The sequence below is a fragment of the Elongatibacter sediminis genome (assembly GCF_037892215.1).
Taxonomy (GTDB): Bacteria; Pseudomonadota; Gammaproteobacteria; order Xanthomonadales; family SZUA-36; genus Elongatibacter; species Elongatibacter sediminis.
The window spans coordinates 182,190-199,165 of record NZ_JAZHOG010000001.1; the positions used below are offsets into that span (position 1 = coordinate 182,190).

Below are 16,976 nucleotides of genomic sequence, written 5' to 3' on the forward strand. Positions count from 1 at the left end.
TCCCTTTACTCTGACCCCATTCTTTTCGTTCTTTTTGGGGGCTAGTCCGGGTTTGATTCGATACGTGCCTTGATGATGAACATCTGGGTCTCGTGGGAAACACACAGTTGCTTCCAGCGGTCATCGCTCATGAATTCCGCGCGCCAGGCCATCAGGGTGACCAGGCAGCGCTCGCCCGGCCAGCCGAGATCCCGTCCCGCAACGATCCGCGCCATGTTGCGGCTGAGCAGGTTCTTCGGATCGTCGCCGATGGCGTACCGGATCACCCCGCTCTCCAGATCCGCATCGATGCGAATGAAGGTTTCCTTGTCGTCGAACATGGACCGGCCCGAGAAGAGGTGCTCATCCACCTGACGGCGATCCCAGCTTCCGAAGGTCCACTCGCCCTGACGGATGCCATCCGACATGTAATCGAACGCGACCTGCGCCGGCGCCTCGACGACGCACGAACAGGTGTGGCAGTACGCATCACTGATATCCATTGAATTCTCCTTTGAAGCCCGGTCGACTGGCGGTATCGAGCGCTCTCGTAAACGACGCGCCGCCCCGTCACGCCGGCGGCACCGAGCACCCATGCTAATGATGCACGTACGATTGCGCTACACTCGCGAATAATCACAAACCCGGGACCGCCGTCATCGCCGAATCAGCCGAACCCTTCGTACACGAACACTGGAAGTCACGCGGCGCATTCCTGATGGCCTGCGTGGGCAGCGCCATCGGACTCGGCACCATCTGGCGCTTCCCTTACATCACCGGGGTCAACGGCGGCGGGGCCTTCGTACTGATCTATGCCGCCTGCGTGCTGATCATCGGCATTCCGCTGGTGGCGGCGGAAATCGCCCTGGGCCGGCGGGGCGGCAACAGCGCCATCCGCTCGATGCAGAAACTCGCGACCGAGGAAGGCGCCAGCCGGTTCTGGGTGCTGCTTGGCTGGCTCTCGGTTCTGACCCCGTTCGTCGGCCTGATGCTGTACAGCGTCATTGGCGGTTGGGTGATCGACTACGCCATCCAGTCCGGTCGCGGCATGTTCGCCGGTGCCGACGCCGAGTCCTCCAGCGCGTTCTTCGCCACCCTCACCTCCAATCCGTGGCGCCTGCTGTTCTGGCACACCGTGTTCATCAGTATCACGATCGGTATCGTGGCCCGTGGTGTCAATGCCGGCATTGCGCGCGCGGTCGAATTGCTCATACCCGGACTCGCGGTGCTGCTCGTTGTGCTGCTGGTTTACGTGTTGTTCACCACCGACTTCATGAGCGGCGTGCGCTTTCTGTTTCAACCCGATTTCGGCAAGGTCAACGCCACCGTGGTGCTGATGGCCATCGGCCAGGCCTTCTTTTCGCTGAGCATCGCGGTCGGCGCCCTGATTACCTACGGCGCCTACATGCCGAAGCGAATCTCGATACCGGGCGCGGCCTGCACCATCGCCGTGGCGGACACCAGCGTCGCGATACTGATCGGACTCGTGGTTTTCCCGCTTGTCATTACCTACGGCCTGGAACCCGGCGAAGGCCCGGGCCTGGTGTTCGTGACCCTGCCCATCGCGTTCGGCTCCATGCCCGGTGGCGCATTCTTCGGCACCGTGTTCTTCGTGTTGATGCTGATGACGGCCCTGACCTCATCCATCGGCATGCTGGAACCGGTGGTTTCGCGCCTGGTGGAATCCCGGCGCATGGGCCGGCCGGCGCTGGCGGTGATCATTGGCGGCATCGCCTGGCTCTGCGGCCTGATGGCCGTGTTGTCCTTCAACGTGCTGTCCGGCTTCAATCCCCTGTCCTGGATTCCGGGTTTCGAGACCAGCACCCTGTTCGATCTGCTGGACTTCACCGCGGCCAATCTGCTGATTCCGGCCGGCGGCTTGCTGATCGCGCTGTTCGCCGGTTGGGTGATGCGGCGCGAGTCGATTCGCGATGAACTGGGTTTGCGCGACGGTGTGGTGTTTCGACTGTGGTACGCCCTGGTGCGCTACGTGCTGCCCGTGGCCATTCTGATCATCGCCGGCACCAACCTGCTCGGCCGCTGAGGCTCAGGGACCGGGCACGTCGCCGTGCAACACATCGCAGAACGGCGCGGCGCCGATATTTCCGCCTGAAATCACGCACACGACTTTGCCCGCCCCTGCCCGGCCGGCCAGCGCGGCGGCCACCGGGGCCGCTCCGGCACCTTCGGCAACCACCCGGTTACGCTCGAACAGCAAGGCCATGGCAGCGACGATTTCGTCGAGGGACGACACGACCGCACCGTCGGCGAGACCGGAGACCAGGGGCCACATTTCCTCGAGCACCCTGCCGATACCGATACCGGTGATGAAGGTCGGCGGCCCGGGAACTTCCAACGGCCGGCCCGCCTCGAGACTGGCCGCCAGCGGCGCGCAGTGTTCGGATTCGGCCGCAAGCACACGAACTCCGGGGCTCAGCGCCCGCATGGCGCTGGCGACACCGGCCATCAGTCCGCCGCCGCCGAACGGAACCACCACGGTGTCCACGTCCGGCAGGTCTTCCAGTATTTCAGCACCGACGGTCGCATCCCCCGCCACCACGTCCGGATGCGCCACCGGGTGAATGAAGGTGCCGGCCTGATCGGGATCACCATGATCATCCAGCACCCGCCACCACTCATCGTCGCCCATGGGCCGCACGGTTGCGCCGAATCGCTCCACGGCATCCACCTTGACCAGCGGTGCGTGTGCCGGCAGCAACACGGTCGCCGGCACGCCCAGAGCGCGCGCCGCATAGGCCACTCCCTGCGCCATGTTGCCTGAGCTGGCCGTGTAAACCCCTTCCTGCCGCACGGTCGGATCCAGCGCCGCGACGGCATTGCCGGCCGGCCGTACCTTGAAGGACCCGATGGGCTGCAGATTCTCCAGCTTCAGATAAATCTCCGCCGGGTCGGAATCGAAGTTCAGCCGGATCAGCGGTGTCCGTATGGCAATCCCGTCAATCCGGCCGCGCGCCGCGCGGATTTCCGATGCATCCGGAGCCTTCAGTTCAGAGCCCACCCGGACCCTGTGGCCCGAATCACTACCAGCAGTCATTGCAATCCTTCGTCATTGAGGGGAACCCGAACGAGACGGAGGAACGAGCGAATAGAAAATGCCCAGCACCTCCTCCTCACCGCCAACCCGCGTGAACGAACGAAACAGTTCCTCATGTGGCGCGCCGAAAGTCCGTACCGCCTGCGGGGTCGAGCCGGGCAATCCGGAGGGGATCAGGTAATAATAAGGACATTCCTGATCCGCGTCAGCCGCTTCTTGCAGATTCTCCCACGGAGACGCCACCGCCATGCGGCCGGCCTGTGCGGTGATCAGCGCCGGCAATTCGCTGTACACGCAGAATGCCGGACTGGTCAGTTCCCCGATGCGCTGCGCGTCCGCGATGAGTTGCTGCCGGGCACGCAGCACCTCGATCCCGGTGGCCCGATCGCCACTGCGGGTCCATTCATTCATGCGTGACAGAGCGGAGAGCTCGGTCGGCGGGGGCGAGACCAGGCGGCTGACGCTGCGGTACAGTCCGTCAGGCACTGTCGCCAGCACCACGATGGCAAGTAACAGGGAACCCGGGGCTGCGCGCAGGGACCACCGGCGCCACCGTGGTAAAACCGCATGCACGGCGACGACAACGGAAGGCACCAACGGCCACAAAAATCGGTTCATGTGCTCCGGATACGGCCAGGCAAGCAGTATGGCCACGTAGGCTGGAACGTACCAGGCGTCGGGGCGATTTTTCCGCAAGCGAAGCCACCAGCCCGGCAGCGCGAATGCCAGCACCAGCAGGCCGGCCAGGGTGGACCCCCACAAGTCGGACCAGCCCCGGAACAGCGCCAGCGCTTGATCAACGAGAAAAGCCACACCGGGTTCATAGGGCAGCTCGGTGAACTGATCCAGGTAACCGGGCGCATCCGGCAAACCGACCATCAGATACGGGATCGTCAACCAGCCCGCGGTCAAGCCAATCAGGGTCAGAACGAGGCAGACCGGTTTGCGCGCAATCACCAGGTGAACGGTGATCGCGCCGACCAGTGCCCACCCCGTGGTCCGCGTCGCAACGGCGAGCCCGAGCAGAATACCCAGAACCAGCCACAGCGGCATCCAGTCTCGGCGCAATGCCGCCAGCAGAAGAACCGCGGTGGTCAGTAACAGGTAGAGGTGTTCGGAAAAAAGGGCCGGAAGCCAGTGGAGCGCGACCGGATTGAATACGACGAGGATGCCACCGAACACGGCGGCCGCCAGCGCGAAGCCCTCCACCCGGAACCAGAACATGGCCAGACCACCCGCCAAGGCCAGTATTACGGCGTTGAGCAGGTAGGCAGTGCCGGTATTTCCCAGGCCGGCGCCCGCCAGACTCAGGACAAACGGAAACAGGGGTGGGTACTGGCGCAGATGCAGCATCGTCCAGGCCAGTTCCCAGGTATCCGGCCGCATCGAAAGCCATTCAGCCATCAGCAGATACCAGGTGTCGTCCCAATGGAACCCCGCCGGCGGTGCCGGCGTCACCATCCATACGCAGACAACCGAGAACAGCAGCGTGACGGCGAGCAGGGCCAGAACCCCACCCCGCGCCGGCCGGTGATCCGGCTGCGCCTGGTCAGGCACCATATCCGGCCACGGCACTGGAGGGGGAAACGGGCATGCACGAATAATACCCGCTCACGTCCACGGATGCCGCCACCCGTACCGTTCCCGCGGCTTCGCGAGTCATGGCGCATCAACCACTCGCATTGGCCACGAGCGGGTCGCTTCGCCTATTCTTACACGCCAGGGTCGGTTCGAAAGGAAGCGCTCCACCATGAGGCTGTCAGTGATCATTCCGTGCTACAACGAAGCAGCATCCCTGCTCCGGGTCATCGATTCCGTGCGCGCGGCGCCGGGCCCGGAACGGGAAATCATCGTTATCGACGATGGCTCCACGGACGGCACCGCTGACCTGTTGCGCGAACAGGTGGACGGCAAGCTGGCCCGGGTTATCTACCACGAACGCAATCAGGGCAAGGGGGCCGCGTTGCGTTCGGGCTTCGCCGCCGCCCGGCACGAGATCGTCATCGTGCAGGATGCAGACCTGGAATACGATCCCGCCGACTACCCGGCCATGATCCAGCCGATTCTGGACGACCAGGCGGACGTGGTATTCGACTCGCGCTTCATGGGTCACCGCCCGCACCGGGTGCTGTATTTCTGGCACCGCATGGGCAACGGTCTGCTCACGTTTTTGTCCAACATGTTCACCAACCTCAATCTCACCGACATGGAGACCGGCTACAAGGCTTTCCGGCGCGAAGTCATTCAGAGCATCGAGATCGAGGAAAACCGCTTCGGCTTCGAGCCCGAAATCACGGCCAAGCTGGCCCGCGGCCGCTACCGGATTTACGAAGTCGGCATCGGCTACTTCGGCCGCACTTACCAGGAAGGCAAGAAAATAGGCTGGCGCGACGGTTTCCGCGCCATCTGGTGCATTCTCAAATACAACCTGCGGCCGTGAAAATTGTCCGATATGCGCTGGTGGGCGGCACCGCGGCGGTGGTCGATTTCCTGATTTTCGCCGTTTTCGCCAAACTTCTGGGCTATCCCTACCTTCTGGTCGGCGCGCTCGGGTTCATCCTCGCCACCGCCCTCAACTATTTCCTGAGCATCCGCTTCGTGTTCACCAGCGGGGTGCGCTTCAGTCTGCGCCAGGAATTCGGCCTCGTATTTCTGATCAGCGGTGTGGGGCTCGCCCTGCATCAGGCCGTACTGTACGCGGGCATCGGCCTGCTGGGATGGGAAATGCTGCTGGTGAAAGTGCTGGCGACCGGATCGGTCTTTTTCTGGAACTTCGGCGCGCGCGCCGGCTACGTGTTTCGTTCCCCCGGCACGAACCGTAACGGCGGAGAAAACCGGTCGCGCTAGCGCGGCGTGCCCCGGATTGCACGGTTCAGCCCGTCCCCGCTCCGGTCAGGTTTTCGATGTTCTCGCACAGAAAGTCGATGAACAGGCGAACCTTCGCGGATACGTAGCGAGTATTCGGGTAGACCAGCCAGACCGGAAAACCCTCGTACTGGTAGCGATCGAAGATACGCTCCAGCCGGCCAGCCTCCAGGTGGTCGCGCAGGTACAGCTCGGGCAGACGGCAGATCCCCAGTCCCTCCACGGCAGCGGTGATCAGGGCGGAAGCGTTGTTGCTGCGCCAGTTGCCGTCCAGATCGATGCTGACCGTCTTGCGCGCCTGGCGAAAGCGCCAGGTCGCACATGGATCGAAGGTGGCGACCAGGCAACTGTGCCGGCTCAAGTCCTCGATGCGGCGCGGACGCCCATGCTTCTCGAAGTATGCGGGCGCGGCCGCCACGACATGGGGAAGTTCATAGACCTTGCGCGCCTTCAACGAGGAATCCGTCAAGCGTCCGTATCGAATGGCGAGGTCATACCCTTCGGCCACCAGGTCGACGATCCGGCTGGTGACGTGCACGTCGATTTTGAGTTCCGGATAGATCTGTCCGAACCGCACCGCGGCCAGGGAAATATATCGCTCCCCCAGAATATCGGTACAGACGATGCGCAGATGCCCGCGTGGCGCGTCTTCGAGATTGCGCACGGATTGCTCTGCTTCCTCCAGGCTGGAGAACAGGTGCTCGCATTTGTGAAACAGATTCTGGCCCGCGTCGGTGGGGTGAATGCGCCGAGTCGTACGGAACAGCAACTGGGTCCCCAGAGACTGCTCGAGACTGGAAATGCGCTTGCTCACCAGTGATTTGGATACCCCCAACCGGGCCGCCGCCGACGAAAACCCCCCACTCTCGACCACGTGAACGAAGGTATGCAGTTGATCCCAGTGCTTCATGACCGATTGTTTACCTCAAATAAACAATATTATTCCTGAATGCATATTATCAATATTGATTCATAAAACTATACTTTTTCGCCACAACACCGAGACGGCACACGCCGCGCCACCGGCCGACGGGTGAACCCTTTTACCGGTCCGCGCCATCACTGGACATTCATGAGGAGATCGTGTCATGGAATCGCGCATTCAGCTTGTTGCCCGCCCACCTCGAACACGAACAAACGTAAGCCGCGCCCGGAGGGCCCGGACCTGCGTCCTGATGGCCATTGCTCTTTCAGGCAGCGCCCTGCTCACGACCACCACCGCCACGGCTCAGGACGGACTGTTGGAGGAAATCATCGTGACCGCGCAGAAACGCGAACAATCCATCCAGGATGTCGGCATCACGATCACCGCTTTCAGCGGGGCTCAGATCAAGGAACTGGGTTTCGAGGACAGTTTCGATATCGCCCGCATGACGCCAGGCGTGCACATCAGCGGCAACAACGGCGGCCAGAAAACCCTGTTCACGATCCGCGGAGTCACCCAGAACGACTTCAACGACCAGACCGAAGCGCCGGTCGCCGTCTACGTGGACGAAAGCTACGTGGCATTCGGCCAGGGACAGGTATTCGGCCTGTTCGACCTCGACCGGGTGGAAATCCTCAAGGGGCCACAGGGCACCCTGTTCGGCCGCAACGCCACCGGCGGACTCGTCCACTACGTGTCCCGGCGCCCCACCCGGGAAGCAGAGGGCTTTGCCGACTTCACCTACGGGTCCTACAACCAGATCCGGTTCGAAGGCGCCGTCGGCGGCCCACTGTCCGACACGGTTTCGGGGCGCATGTCCGTGCTCTACAGCTACTACGATGAAGTGCTGGACAACGACTACCCGGAACGCTTCGTCACGCTCGATGGCAACCCGTTGGAATACGGCGGTGAGGATACCTTCAACGACGACACCCTTGGCCTGCGCGGCCAACTTCTTTTCGAACCCAACGATGATGTCGATGTGCTACTGATCGGAAGCTTCGCGCGGACCCGTGAAGGTACCTCGCCGTTCCTCGAGTTGCCCACCGTCCCGATCTTCGATGCCGCCGGCAATCACGTGGGCACGATCGTCGCCGGCCCGAACGAGACCCGGGAAGCCATCGCACCCGACGGCACGCCGATCGACCACCCCTTGTCCTTCGACGCCGACCTCCTGCGGCCACCCGGCGGTAATCTCTACGGTCCGAGCTGCACACCGCAGGACTACGAGGACCTCGAATGCGGCATGGATTTCGCCTTTGAAGACCTGAACTCAACCGACACCTGGGGCGTCCAGGGAAAACTGACCTGGCAACTTTCCGACTCGACCACCCTGACCGCGATCAGCGATTACAAATCCTTCGAGAAATTCCAGGGACTGCCGGCCGACGGCGGCCCCGCCTCCACCATCAACGTGTTGTTCGAAGCCGAGGCCGACACCTTCACCCAGGAAGTGCGGCTGAACGGGGAATTCGACCGCACGCGCTGGGTGGCGGGAGCGTACTACCTGAACATCGACCTCGAGACCGGCGTGTCCATCACCGCCGACCCGCAGGACCTGTTTCTGCCCCTGGCCGGCGTACCCTGGGAGGACACTGCGCTGACCCAGTTGGAAACCGATTCCTGGTCCCTGTTCGGCCAGTTGGAGTACGACCTCAGCGACAGCCTGACCCTGATCGGCGGCCTGCGCCTGATTCGCGAGAACAAGGATTTCGTAGGTGAGGAAACCTTTTTCCTCAGCACCGACCCCCTGACTCTGGAAACCCACACACCCCTGTTTTCGCCGCAACCGCAGCGCGCACACACCCAGAACAAAAACCTCTGGAGCGGCAAATTGCAGCTCGACTGGCAGCCGACGGATAACCTGCTCGTCTTCGCGGGAATCAACCGCGGCGTGAAAGCCGGCGGTTTCAACGCGCCGTTCACCTTCGGCGCCGGCTTCCCCCCTGAAAACATCCCGTACAACGAGGAAATCCTGCTGGCCTACGAGGCCGGCTTCAAGTGGGACGGATTGTTCGGCGGCACCACACGCCTCAACGGCTCCGCCTATTACTACGACTACGAAGACTACCAGGGCTTTTTCTTCAGCCAGATCACCGGCTGGGTGCAGAACGTCGACGCCGAATACCACGGCGTGGAAGTCGAACTGTTCTCCTCGCCCACGCCGAATCTGAGCCTGATGTTCAACTTCTCCTGGATCGACGCCGAGATCTATGACGTGCAGATCGGCCCCGGCATTTTCGTCGACAGCGAACCCAGTTTCACGCCCGAGATCCAGCTTGCCGGCCTGATTCGCTACGACTGGCCGCAGACCGTGTTCGGCGGCCAGGTCTATGCCCAGGCCAGTTTCAATTACGCCGACGAATTCTGGGACAACATTCGCAATTTCGACGCCTCGCTCATGCCCGATTACTTTATCGGCAACCTCCGGCTGGGCTGGAGCAGCGCCGACGACCACTGGGACGTGGCGGCCTTCGTCAACAACATCAACGATGAGCGCTACTTCACGATTGGTTACGATCTCTCCAACGCGACCGGAGCCAATTCACTGGTGCCTGGCAAGCCGCGCTGGTTCGGCATCAACGTTCGCTACAACTACTTCTGACTGACATGAATTTTGCCAAAGCCAAGCGGATTCCGATCGAATCCATCCCGGTGATCGACATCGCCGCGCTTACCGGCGGGAGAACCGACCCCGCGGCCGAACTGACCGTAGCCGAACAAATGGGCGAGGCGGCCAACGGCGTGGGGTTCTTCTACGTACGCAATCACGGGGTGCCCGAGGAACTGATCAAGGCCGCCTTTGACATCAGCGGCCGTTTCTTCGCCAGCCCACTGGAAGCCAAGAACTCCGTCCGGGTCACGGAGAAGAAACGCGGCTACATCGAGCCCTACACCGGAATCATGAAAGGCAACACCCGTCGTGACTTCCGGGAAACCTTCCTGTGGGGCCGTGAATTCGACCGCCCCACCCTGGACGAACTGGCCTCGGTGCCGCTGGTCGGACCCAACCAGTGGCCGGAATTCCTGCCGGACATGAAGCCGGTCCTCAACGACTATTTCGAAGCCTGTGTCGAAGTCGGGCGCAAAATTTTGCGCGCCTTCGCCCTCGCCATGGAAATCGAACCCGGCTACTTCAGCGGCAACTTCGACCGCTGCATCGCCCGCGGCTCGGCGCTGTACTATCCACCCCAGCCGGAGAACCTGGGCGAGGACCAGTTCGGTATCGGCGCGCACACCGACTGGGGTGTGCTGACCCTGCTGTGCCAGGACGAAGTGGGCGGACTGCAGGTTCTGTCCGGTGACGGGGAGTGGGTCACCGCGCACCCGATCCCCGGCACCTTCGTGGTCAATGTCGGCGACTGCCTGCAAAAATGGACCAACCGCCGGCTGTTGTCCAACCAGCACCGCGTCGTCAACAGTTCGGACCGCTACCGCCAGTCGATCGCCATGTTCGTGGACCCGGATTTCGACACTCCGATCATTCCGGTCGTCCGGCCAGGCGAAACCCCGCGCGATGAGCCCACCACCTGCGGGGAACAGGTAATGGACAGTTTCCGCAAGGCCTATGACTAAGGAGTTCCCGACCATGCACACCGTCAGTATCCGCTACCCGCGCAAGCCCGGGGAGTCCTTCGATTTTCAGCACTGGGCGAAAGTCCACATGCCCCTGGGCATCGCCACCTACGAGCAGAACAACGAACTGATGCCGGTGCGGGTCATGGTGCAGCATGACACCTTCGGCATGGACGGCAAACCGGAGTCCGCGGACTGCTACATCACGGTGTGGCTCGTATTCGACACGGCCGAGGGACTGGCGGGCTTCATGCGCCTGCACAACGACGCCGAGCGCAGCGCCGATCTCGAACGCGACTTCGACAACTACACTCCGCTGCCGCCGCACATCGTGCTGGGCGAACTCACGGTTTTCGAGGACATGAACGAGGTGTTGCGGACCGGACAGGCCCTGCTTCAATCCCGCGCGGCCGGCGAGGACTGAACGTCCGCCTCAGTTCTGCCGGATCAGACGCGCCGGTGCCGGATCCTGGCAGTCGATTCTGTAGCGCGCCGTGATCGATGCCTTGGGCGGCGGCGCCAGAATCTCAATCCGGTACCAGCCCTGCACATCCCAATCCGATGCCTCACCCGACGTATCAGCCAATTGCCCGCCCGGATCGGGTTTGGCGATGGTCCGTGACCAGTTTCGGGTCGAGCGCGTACCGGCCGCGTCGAATGTCAGCGTGAATTCGGGCGACTCACGTCCATCGTGACTCACGTAGCGGTAGCGCACCTCGCCGGCCCGCGTCGCGGTGATTTTTCCATGGAAGCGAACGCCTACCGGACAGGTGCCATGGTGCTCCTCGGGCTCGGCCGTGAAGCGCACATCGCTCAGGAGTCTGCCGGCACGTGCCGGCTTGAGTTTGGCCCGTTTGGGGGGCGGCGGAATCTTTTTCTCCGCCAGGTCCGATGCCGCGCACTCGATACGCGCATTGACCAGCGTCGTGTCCGAACCCAGGTCCGAACGCCCCAGGCCGGTCGCATGACAGTACATGCGGTATTTGACCTCGAAGGCCCCAGGATAATTAACCTTAAAACCTTTAGCTAAGATATTATATTTAGTTAGGTTTTTATTTTCCGAAAGGCGCTTTTTGAGTTCGGTAGCACAGACCTCGACCGGGTCGGTCGGCTGCCCTTCCCCACCGGCGTATCGGAAGGTCGCTTCCGCCGTCCCCGAGTGCGGAATCATGAAGTCGGCCGGGTCGGTATCACCGATAATGTCGAACCCGGCGACCTGCAGATCACCCTCGTAAGCCTTATTGCCCTTGCCCTCGAAACGGCATTTGGCGTTCAGCTTCACCTTGAAGCGCGCGGCGACGGTAGCGTCCACGGCATTCCATTTCTCGCCGTCGGTGGAGTACACGCGCACCCGTGGCGCATCGCCGTACCCGTCCAGCGCCGAGATGTCCAGTTTGCGGATTGAATTCGCGTACGCCGGCGATGCGACCAGGGCAGCCATCACGAACAGGCCACATACGCTGGCTTTCCGGTTCATGAAGCGCTCCCGATGGTTAGCAGGGAATTCGAAGCACGCGGCGAAGCACGCCCTTGCACTCAGTATAGTCGCCCGGATGAAAAGTGACTGCGATGAGGCAGACGGATCCTCCAATGCATGGCTACGGCAACGCGGCCGGCCGACCTCGTTCAGGCACCTGCGGCTCCGCCCACGTTGAGATGCACAGCTCAAAAAGGGTATAAACGCGTTTCACCGAATGCCTGGCGGAGCGCGCTCACCTGCCCCGGCATTGGACGAATGAACCCAACAGGAGTGCCCGATGGAAAGCGATTCCGAACCCCACGAACATCACTGCGGCGAGCACTACGGCATATTCACCCTGAAGGGCGACCTGCCGATCCAGGGTGCGTACCGTGACATATGCTACGAGCCGGTGCGTGGCAATATCTGGACAGCCAGCGAAGGCATTTACCGGACCATTTTCGTTGAAGGACGCAAAAGCGTCATCGCTTTCGACACCTTCGGCACTCCGGGCACGGCACGGGCCTACGCCGGCGCGATGAACCGGGTGTTCCCGAACAAGCCGGTCGAAACCGTTGTGTATTCACACGAACACCTCGATCACACGGGCTACGCCGCCGATCTCGCTCCCAAAGCGCACATCATCGCCCACGAATACGCCAATGCCGTCATCGACGCGCGGGGTTCCAGCGGCCAGAAAACAGCGAACGAAACCTGGAATGGTGAGCGCACCGAGTACGACATCGATGGCTGCCAATTCGAATTGATTTACCCCGGACCGACCCACGGCGATGGCAACGTTGCCGCTTATTTCCCGCAGCACCGCACCCTGTTCATGGTCGACACCGTGGCCGACGGGGTCGGCTACACCACGCTGATGGACTGGCACCTGACGCATTACGTTCCCGTCATGAAGCGTTTCCTCAGCCTCGACTGGGACCTGTTCGTGCCGGGTCATTTCTGGGCGGTCAGCCGGGAACGGTTCATCGAAATCCTCGACTACTGGGAGCGTTTGTTCGATTTCGCGCAGGAAGCGATCGTCGCGGGCGTGGATCCGCACGACTGGGACCAGTTGAACGCCTGGACCGACGAACATCTCGGCCCCCATTACCGGGATGAATTCCGCTACTACGAGTACGCGGCCATGAATCTCAGCCGCTACATGCAGGAATACCTGACCGGCGGCTGGGGCATTGAAGGCAATATCAAACCGGCCCTGAGCCCCCTGTGAGGACCAAAGCCATGCCCGAAAATCGCGGAATGTTCACCCACGAGGCCGCCCAGGCTTACCTAGCGCACGAGCCGGAGATGCAGATCGAGGCGTTGTCCGAGCGCTTGTTCAGCGTCACCGACGGGCAGTGCCGGACCCTGTTCGCGGCCGGCGACAGCCAGGTCATCGCTTTTGACACCTTCGGCACTCCTGGCCGGGCCAGGGCCTATCGCCGCGCGATCGAATCCGCGGTGCCCGGCAAGCCGGTCGGGACCGTCATCTACTCGCACGACCACCTCGACCATGCCGGCTTCGCGGCCGACTTCGCTCCGGATGCCGAAATCGTCGCCGATGTACTGTGCGCCAAGGTGATCAAGGCGCGCGCCGCCGAGGGCCAGCTTCCCGCGACCCTGGTGCTGGAAGGCAAACGCCACGAGTTGAACATCGACGGAGTGAAACTGGAGTTGCTCAACCCCGGGCCCACCCACGGCTCCGGCAACCTGGCGGCGTACTTCCGGGATGAAGGAGTCTTGTTCTCCTCGGATACCATCCTGGCCAACGCCCGCTACGGCTTCATGCCCGACTATCACTTCGCCAATTTCGTACCGTTCATGCGGAGCTTTCTCGAACTCGACTGGGACCGGTTCGTTCCCGGCCGGTTCGAGCTCACCGACCGCGCCGGTTTCGAACGCGGCTGCGATTTCATCGAGGCGGTGATGATCGAATGCCAGAACGCCTTCATGAACTTCGTGCCGATCTGGTTGTACGAACCCATGAAGGGCTTCGTGGGGGCGGCTTTGGCGGACACCTATGGCGACCTCGACGGCTTCGACGGACACATCGGCCAGATGGCCATCCGCGTCGTGCACCACTACCTGATGGGCGGCTGGGGCCTGGAGGACACGCCCGAAGCGCGAGCGCTTCTGGCCGACGAAGTCAGCCTGTAAACACCTGCCGGCGAGCTTCAACCGGCCCGCGGGCCGTATCAGGGAACGGACTCGAAACCATCGCCGAATAGCGCGGGTGGCGGCAGTTCGGTGCGAACACAGTCCCAGGTCTCGGCGATGCGCGGGCCGGTGTCCAGCACCTCGAAATCCGTCACCGTGACGTCGGCGGCGCCCGGCGTCAGGTCGAAAACGCGCGAATCGATGCCCAGCTCCGACCACTTGGTGCTGGTGTAGCGATCACTTTCCGCGGTCAGGGTGATATTGCCGCCGTCGGCCAGTACGATGCCGTAGCGCATGAAAGTATGCAGGATGACCCGTGCCGCCGGCGAATATCCGTCCAGCGGAAAATCGTCGCGCAGGCGCAGCCGCGAACCGTAAGGGACCGAAGCCGCGGGACCGCTCGGCCCACCTGCGTGGGATGCGGGCCGGACATACAGACGCCCACCCACCCCGCCAAGGGATTCATCGCTGGCCATGCGTTCATTGCGGATCACGAAACGGATGGCGTGACCGAGGTCACCCCCGCCCGCCGGGTCGACGGCCAGGGACGCGGCGATTTCATCGGCATTGAACAACAGCGGCGCCATCGGAAATCCCGCCGCGTCGGCACTGGTGCAGTGTTCGCCCCGACCCTCAGGAGGGTAGGTCGTGTCCAGGCGCCAGACGGCCAGGCATTGGGCTTCCAGTTGCCCCGGTCCGGACGCGGTCGCCCGATAGGCCTCGTACAGCAGATCGCCCTGCACCACCAGCAGGTGGCAGTCATTGCCGAGATTGTCGCAGTCCAGACCCGACACACCCTCGATGGCCGCGTCGGCCGGAACCGGCATGGACGTACCCGGTGGATCGCAGTCGGGGCTGTAGTAACCGTCAGGATGGGCCACGATGGTGCGTACGGGACTGTCCGGCCCGGCATGAACGAGTTGCAGACTGAAATCGATCTGCATCCGGGTAAACGACGTGCCGCCGAAACCGCCCAGACCCTCGAGGGTGGCGATCATGTCCGCCGAACCGGGATGCACCGGCGCTTCGCTGACATCCTGATGCCACACGGCTTCTGGCGGGAATCGGGGCGGCGGAGCCGACAGGGCCGGAAGAGTCGTCAACAGTCCGGCCAATAGCAGAGCAGACCGCGGGAGCGGCGCCATCGACTGCCGGTCCGTGGCCATGTCAGTCTCGCGCCCGCGCGAACCGTCTGCTCAGGGCACGCGCGCGACGATGCGCAACGGCCCCCCGCTGCCGCCGCCGATTTTCATCGGCAAGGCCATTACCTCGAAGCCTTTGGCGGGCAACTCGTCCATCGCCGCCACGTTCTCGAAAGCCGGTATGTTGGCCTCGAAGAGCACCTGGTGTGTCTCGAAATTGCCGGTCTGACCGTAGTCGATGCTGGGCGTATCCAGTCCGATCGAATGAACGGAACGGTGGGTGACCAGCCAGCGGGCCGCATCGGGGTGCAGGCCCGGAAAATGCAGTTTGGCCACCGCGTCCGGACCGCGCTCGTCGGTGCCCATGTACGCCGCCCGGTCCGGCCAGCGAGCCGCGAAACCGGTGCGTAACAGAATGATTATGTTGTCCGGCAGCCTGCCGTGCCGGGCTTCCCAGTTCTCAAAATCGGCAATCGAGACCTGGTAATCGCGATCCGCCGCCGCCTGCCGGCTCACATCGATCACGACGGCCGGTCCGATCAGCCGTTCCAGCGGAATTTCATCGGTATGATGACGGCCCGCCGCGAAATGAATGGGCGCATCGAGGTGGGTGCCGCCATGTTCCGCGGTACAGAAGGTATTGGCTTCGTAATACCATCCGCCTTCGGTCGTGCCTTTGAAATCGCTGTGCAGACTAAAGCCGTCGGCGGTGGGCCAGAACACCGTGTCCGCATCGTACGAATGCGTGAGATCGATGATACGGGATGCCGGCTCGTCGGCACCCGCCGTCTGCATCATCACACAGGCCACCAGGCCCACACAGCACATGAATCCTTTCCGCCCGTTCATCTTCATCCTCCCTGAACGCGCCATCGCGCGCACTCGCTTCATTCGACAACCACTCTGGATGGGTCGCCGCAACTGGTATTGATTGCAGCGATTGTACCAGCCGGACTGGTTCGTTCGAATGAAAGTCTAACGATAAGGCTTACGTGGCACCATGACCCGGAAACGGCCCTCTTCAACCAGAACCCGGGACCCGGATGTTTCGGGCCCCGTGGCCGGTGCCGGAAGCCGGCCGGAGAATCGCCCCGCGAGTTCCAGTGCCGCGCCTTTCTTCACCACCGAATCCAGTTCCAGCGTGATCCAGCCCGGCTTCGACACGACTGCGGCACCGTTGGGGCCTTCGGGCCAACGGGTCACCGTCGCATACGTGATTCGCGAGTCGGCAGTGAGACCGTTAAGCCGGAACTCCACCTGTAATGGGCCGGCGTTCGAATCGGTGCCGTTCTCACCGTGCAATACCACCCGGATCACACCCGGGCTCAAAGGCTCCCACATACTGCGGCTCGGACCGCGCGATGATGCGCCGACCTGCCAGCGGATTTCCGCGCCGTCAACATGGGCCGCCAACAGTCCCGTCGGATCCGGCAACTCCGGATCCCGTGCGGTTCTGGCGGGCTTCGCCGGAGGCGGGGCCACCGGCTCCTGCGCCACGGATTCCGACTTCGCCGGCTCCGACTCCCCTCCGCCACAGGCCACCAGTACCGGGATCAACACAAGCAAAGCGAGTAGCGCTCGCCAGGCGCCAGCGGATCTGAATACAGCACGACAATCAAACGACATGAAAATCTCCGGCAGGAAGGAAAGAAACGGATTGACGGCAATGGGATACCGAGACCGACGGACACACGCCCCTCACATTGCGGCGTCACTGCACCAACAGACCGCTGATTCACCTGCGGGTTCCATCGGATCAAGTCCATCGCGGCTTCCGCTCGTTGCACCGCGTCGCGGTCACGGGAAACTGACAAAGCG

General features: G+C 62.6%; 16 protein-coding genes. 8 read left to right on the forward strand and 8 right to left on the reverse strand.

The window, feature by feature from the left end:
- Positions 1-41 precede the first annotated feature (41 nt).
- Positions 42-482, reverse strand: a complete 441-nt coding sequence (locus V3330_RS00720) for a hypothetical protein (protein ID WP_354693453.1) — start codon at positions 480-482, stop codon at positions 42-44.
- Between the two features lie 155 nt (positions 483-637).
- Between V3330_RS00720 and V3330_RS00725 the strand changes: the two genes are divergently transcribed.
- Complete coding sequence (locus V3330_RS00725; protein ID WP_354693879.1) at positions 638-2,023, forward strand: sodium-dependent transporter; 1,386 nt, start codon at positions 638-640, stop codon at positions 2,021-2,023.
- Positions 2,024-2,026: 3 nt separating this feature from the next.
- On the opposite strand, the gene V3330_RS00730 is transcribed toward V3330_RS00725, so the two are convergent.
- The gene (locus V3330_RS00730; RefSeq protein WP_354693454.1) at positions 2,027-3,034 is read right to left on the reverse strand and encodes a threonine ammonia-lyase; all 1,008 of its coding nucleotides are present in this window, start codon (positions 3,032-3,034) and stop codon (positions 2,027-2,029) included.
- Between the two features lie 12 nt (positions 3,035-3,046).
- A complete protein-coding gene (locus V3330_RS00735) occupies positions 3,047-4,594 on the reverse strand; it encodes a glycosyltransferase family protein (RefSeq protein WP_354693455.1) in 1,548 nt (515 codons plus the stop codon).
- 190 nt (positions 4,595-4,784) lie between these two features.
- On the opposite strand from V3330_RS00735, the gene V3330_RS00740 reads away from it, so the two are divergent.
- Entirely contained in the window at positions 4,785-5,474 is a 690-nt protein-coding gene (locus tag V3330_RS00740; protein ID WP_354693456.1) for a glycosyltransferase family 2 protein, read from the forward strand.
- Positions 5,471-5,881 (forward strand): GtrA family protein, encoded by a 411-nt coding sequence (locus V3330_RS00745; protein ID WP_354693457.1) that lies wholly within the window; start codon positions 5,471-5,473, stop codon positions 5,879-5,881. The genes V3330_RS00740 and V3330_RS00745 overlap by 4 nt, the downstream gene beginning before the upstream one ends.
- 25 nt (positions 5,882-5,906) lie before the next feature.
- Here the strand turns inward: V3330_RS00745 and V3330_RS00750 are convergent, their stop codons facing one another.
- A complete protein-coding gene (locus tag V3330_RS00750) occupies positions 5,907-6,809 on the reverse strand; it encodes a LysR family transcriptional regulator (protein ID WP_354693458.1) in 903 nt (300 codons plus the stop codon).
- A gap of 265 nt (positions 6,810-7,074) precedes the next feature.
- Here V3330_RS00750 and V3330_RS00755 point away from each other — a divergent pair, with 265 nt between their 5' ends.
- The 3 genes from V3330_RS00755 to V3330_RS00765 are packed head-to-tail and all read left to right on the forward strand — an operon-like array spanning position 7,075 to position 10,824.
- Positions 7,075-9,429, forward strand: coding sequence for a TonB-dependent receptor (locus tag V3330_RS00755; RefSeq protein WP_354693459.1), 2,355 nt, complete (start codon positions 7,075-7,077; stop codon positions 9,427-9,429).
- 5 nt (positions 9,430-9,434) lie between these two features.
- Positions 9,435-10,400, forward strand: a complete 966-nt coding sequence (locus V3330_RS00760) for an isopenicillin N synthase family dioxygenase (protein ID WP_354693460.1) — start codon at positions 9,435-9,437, stop codon at positions 10,398-10,400.
- Between the two features lie 13 nt (positions 10,401-10,413).
- Entirely contained in the window at positions 10,414-10,824 is a 411-nt protein-coding gene (locus tag V3330_RS00765; RefSeq protein WP_354693461.1) for a hypothetical protein, read from the forward strand.
- 9 nt (positions 10,825-10,833) lie between these two features.
- Here the strand turns inward: V3330_RS00765 and V3330_RS00770 are convergent, their stop codons facing one another.
- Positions 10,834-11,877, reverse strand: coding sequence for a hypothetical protein (locus tag V3330_RS00770; RefSeq protein WP_354693462.1), 1,044 nt, complete (start codon positions 11,875-11,877; stop codon positions 10,834-10,836).
- Positions 11,878-12,157: 280 nt separating this feature from the next.
- On the opposite strand from V3330_RS00770, the gene V3330_RS00775 reads away from it, so the two are divergent.
- Together V3330_RS00775 and V3330_RS00780 are read left to right on the forward strand one after the other, a co-directional pair.
- Positions 12,158-13,090: an MBL fold metallo-hydrolase gene (locus V3330_RS00775; protein WP_354693463.1), complete on the forward strand. Its 933-nt coding sequence runs from the start codon at positions 12,158-12,160 to the stop codon at positions 13,088-13,090.
- An 11-nt stretch (positions 13,091-13,101) separates the two neighbouring features.
- On the forward strand, positions 13,102-14,016 hold the full coding sequence (locus tag V3330_RS00780) for an MBL fold metallo-hydrolase (RefSeq protein WP_354693464.1): 915 nt from the start codon (positions 13,102-13,104) through the stop codon (positions 14,014-14,016).
- 38 nt (positions 14,017-14,054) lie between these two features.
- On the opposite strand, the gene V3330_RS00785 is transcribed toward V3330_RS00780, so the two are convergent.
- From V3330_RS00785 to V3330_RS00795, 3 genes are all read right to left on the reverse strand, one after another.
- On the reverse strand, positions 14,055-15,182 hold the full coding sequence (locus V3330_RS00785) for a hypothetical protein (RefSeq protein ID WP_354693465.1): 1,128 nt from the start codon (positions 15,180-15,182) through the stop codon (positions 14,055-14,057).
- A gap of 30 nt (positions 15,183-15,212) precedes the next feature.
- Positions 15,213-16,007: a cyclase family protein gene (locus tag V3330_RS00790; RefSeq protein WP_354693466.1), complete on the reverse strand. Its 795-nt coding sequence runs from the start codon at positions 16,005-16,007 to the stop codon at positions 15,213-15,215.
- 126 nt (positions 16,008-16,133) lie between these two features.
- The gene (locus tag V3330_RS00795; protein ID WP_354693467.1) at positions 16,134-16,784 is read right to left on the reverse strand and encodes a hypothetical protein; all 651 of its coding nucleotides are present in this window, start codon (positions 16,782-16,784) and stop codon (positions 16,134-16,136) included.
- Positions 16,785-16,976 lie beyond the last annotated feature (192 nt).

Coding starts and splice junctions, on each gene's coding strand:
- V3330_RS00735 (WP_354693455.1), bottom strand. CDS start 4,594: ATGGTGCCTGACCAGGCGCAGCCGGATCACCGGCCGGCGCGGGGTGGG.
- V3330_RS00755 (WP_354693459.1), top strand. CDS start 7,075: ATGGCCATTGCTCTTTCAGGCAGCGCCCTGCTCACGACCACCACCGCC.
- V3330_RS00765 (WP_354693461.1), top strand. CDS start 10,414: ATGCACACCGTCAGTATCCGCTACCCGCGCAAGCCCGGGGAGTCCTTC.
- V3330_RS00760 (WP_354693460.1), top strand. CDS start 9,435: ATGAATTTTGCCAAAGCCAAGCGGATTCCGATCGAATCCATCCCGGTG.
- V3330_RS00775 (WP_354693463.1), top strand. CDS start 12,158: ATGGAAAGCGATTCCGAACCCCACGAACATCACTGCGGCGAGCACTAC.
- V3330_RS00795 (WP_354693467.1), bottom strand. CDS start 16,784: ATGTCGTTTGATTGTCGTGCTGTATTCAGATCCGCTGGCGCCTGGCGA.
- V3330_RS00730 (WP_354693454.1), bottom strand. CDS start 3,034: ATGACTGCTGGTAGTGATTCGGGCCACAGGGTCCGGGTGGGCTCTGAA.
- V3330_RS00770 (WP_354693462.1), bottom strand. CDS start 11,877: ATGAACCGGAAAGCCAGCGTATGTGGCCTGTTCGTGATGGCTGCCCTG.
- V3330_RS00780 (WP_354693464.1), top strand. CDS start 13,102: ATGCCCGAAAATCGCGGAATGTTCACCCACGAGGCCGCCCAGGCTTAC.
- V3330_RS00750 (WP_354693458.1), bottom strand. CDS start 6,809: ATGAAGCACTGGGATCAACTGCATACCTTCGTTCACGTGGTCGAGAGT.
- V3330_RS00785 (WP_354693465.1), bottom strand. CDS start 15,182: ATGGCCACGGACCGGCAGTCGATGGCGCCGCTCCCGCGGTCTGCTCTG.
- V3330_RS00790 (WP_354693466.1), bottom strand. CDS start 16,007: ATGAACGGGCGGAAAGGATTCATGTGCTGTGTGGGCCTGGTGGCCTGT.
- V3330_RS00720 (WP_354693453.1), bottom strand. CDS start 482: ATGGATATCAGTGATGCGTACTGCCACACCTGTTCGTGCGTCGTCGAG.
- V3330_RS00740 (WP_354693456.1), top strand. CDS start 4,785: ATGAGGCTGTCAGTGATCATTCCGTGCTACAACGAAGCAGCATCCCTG.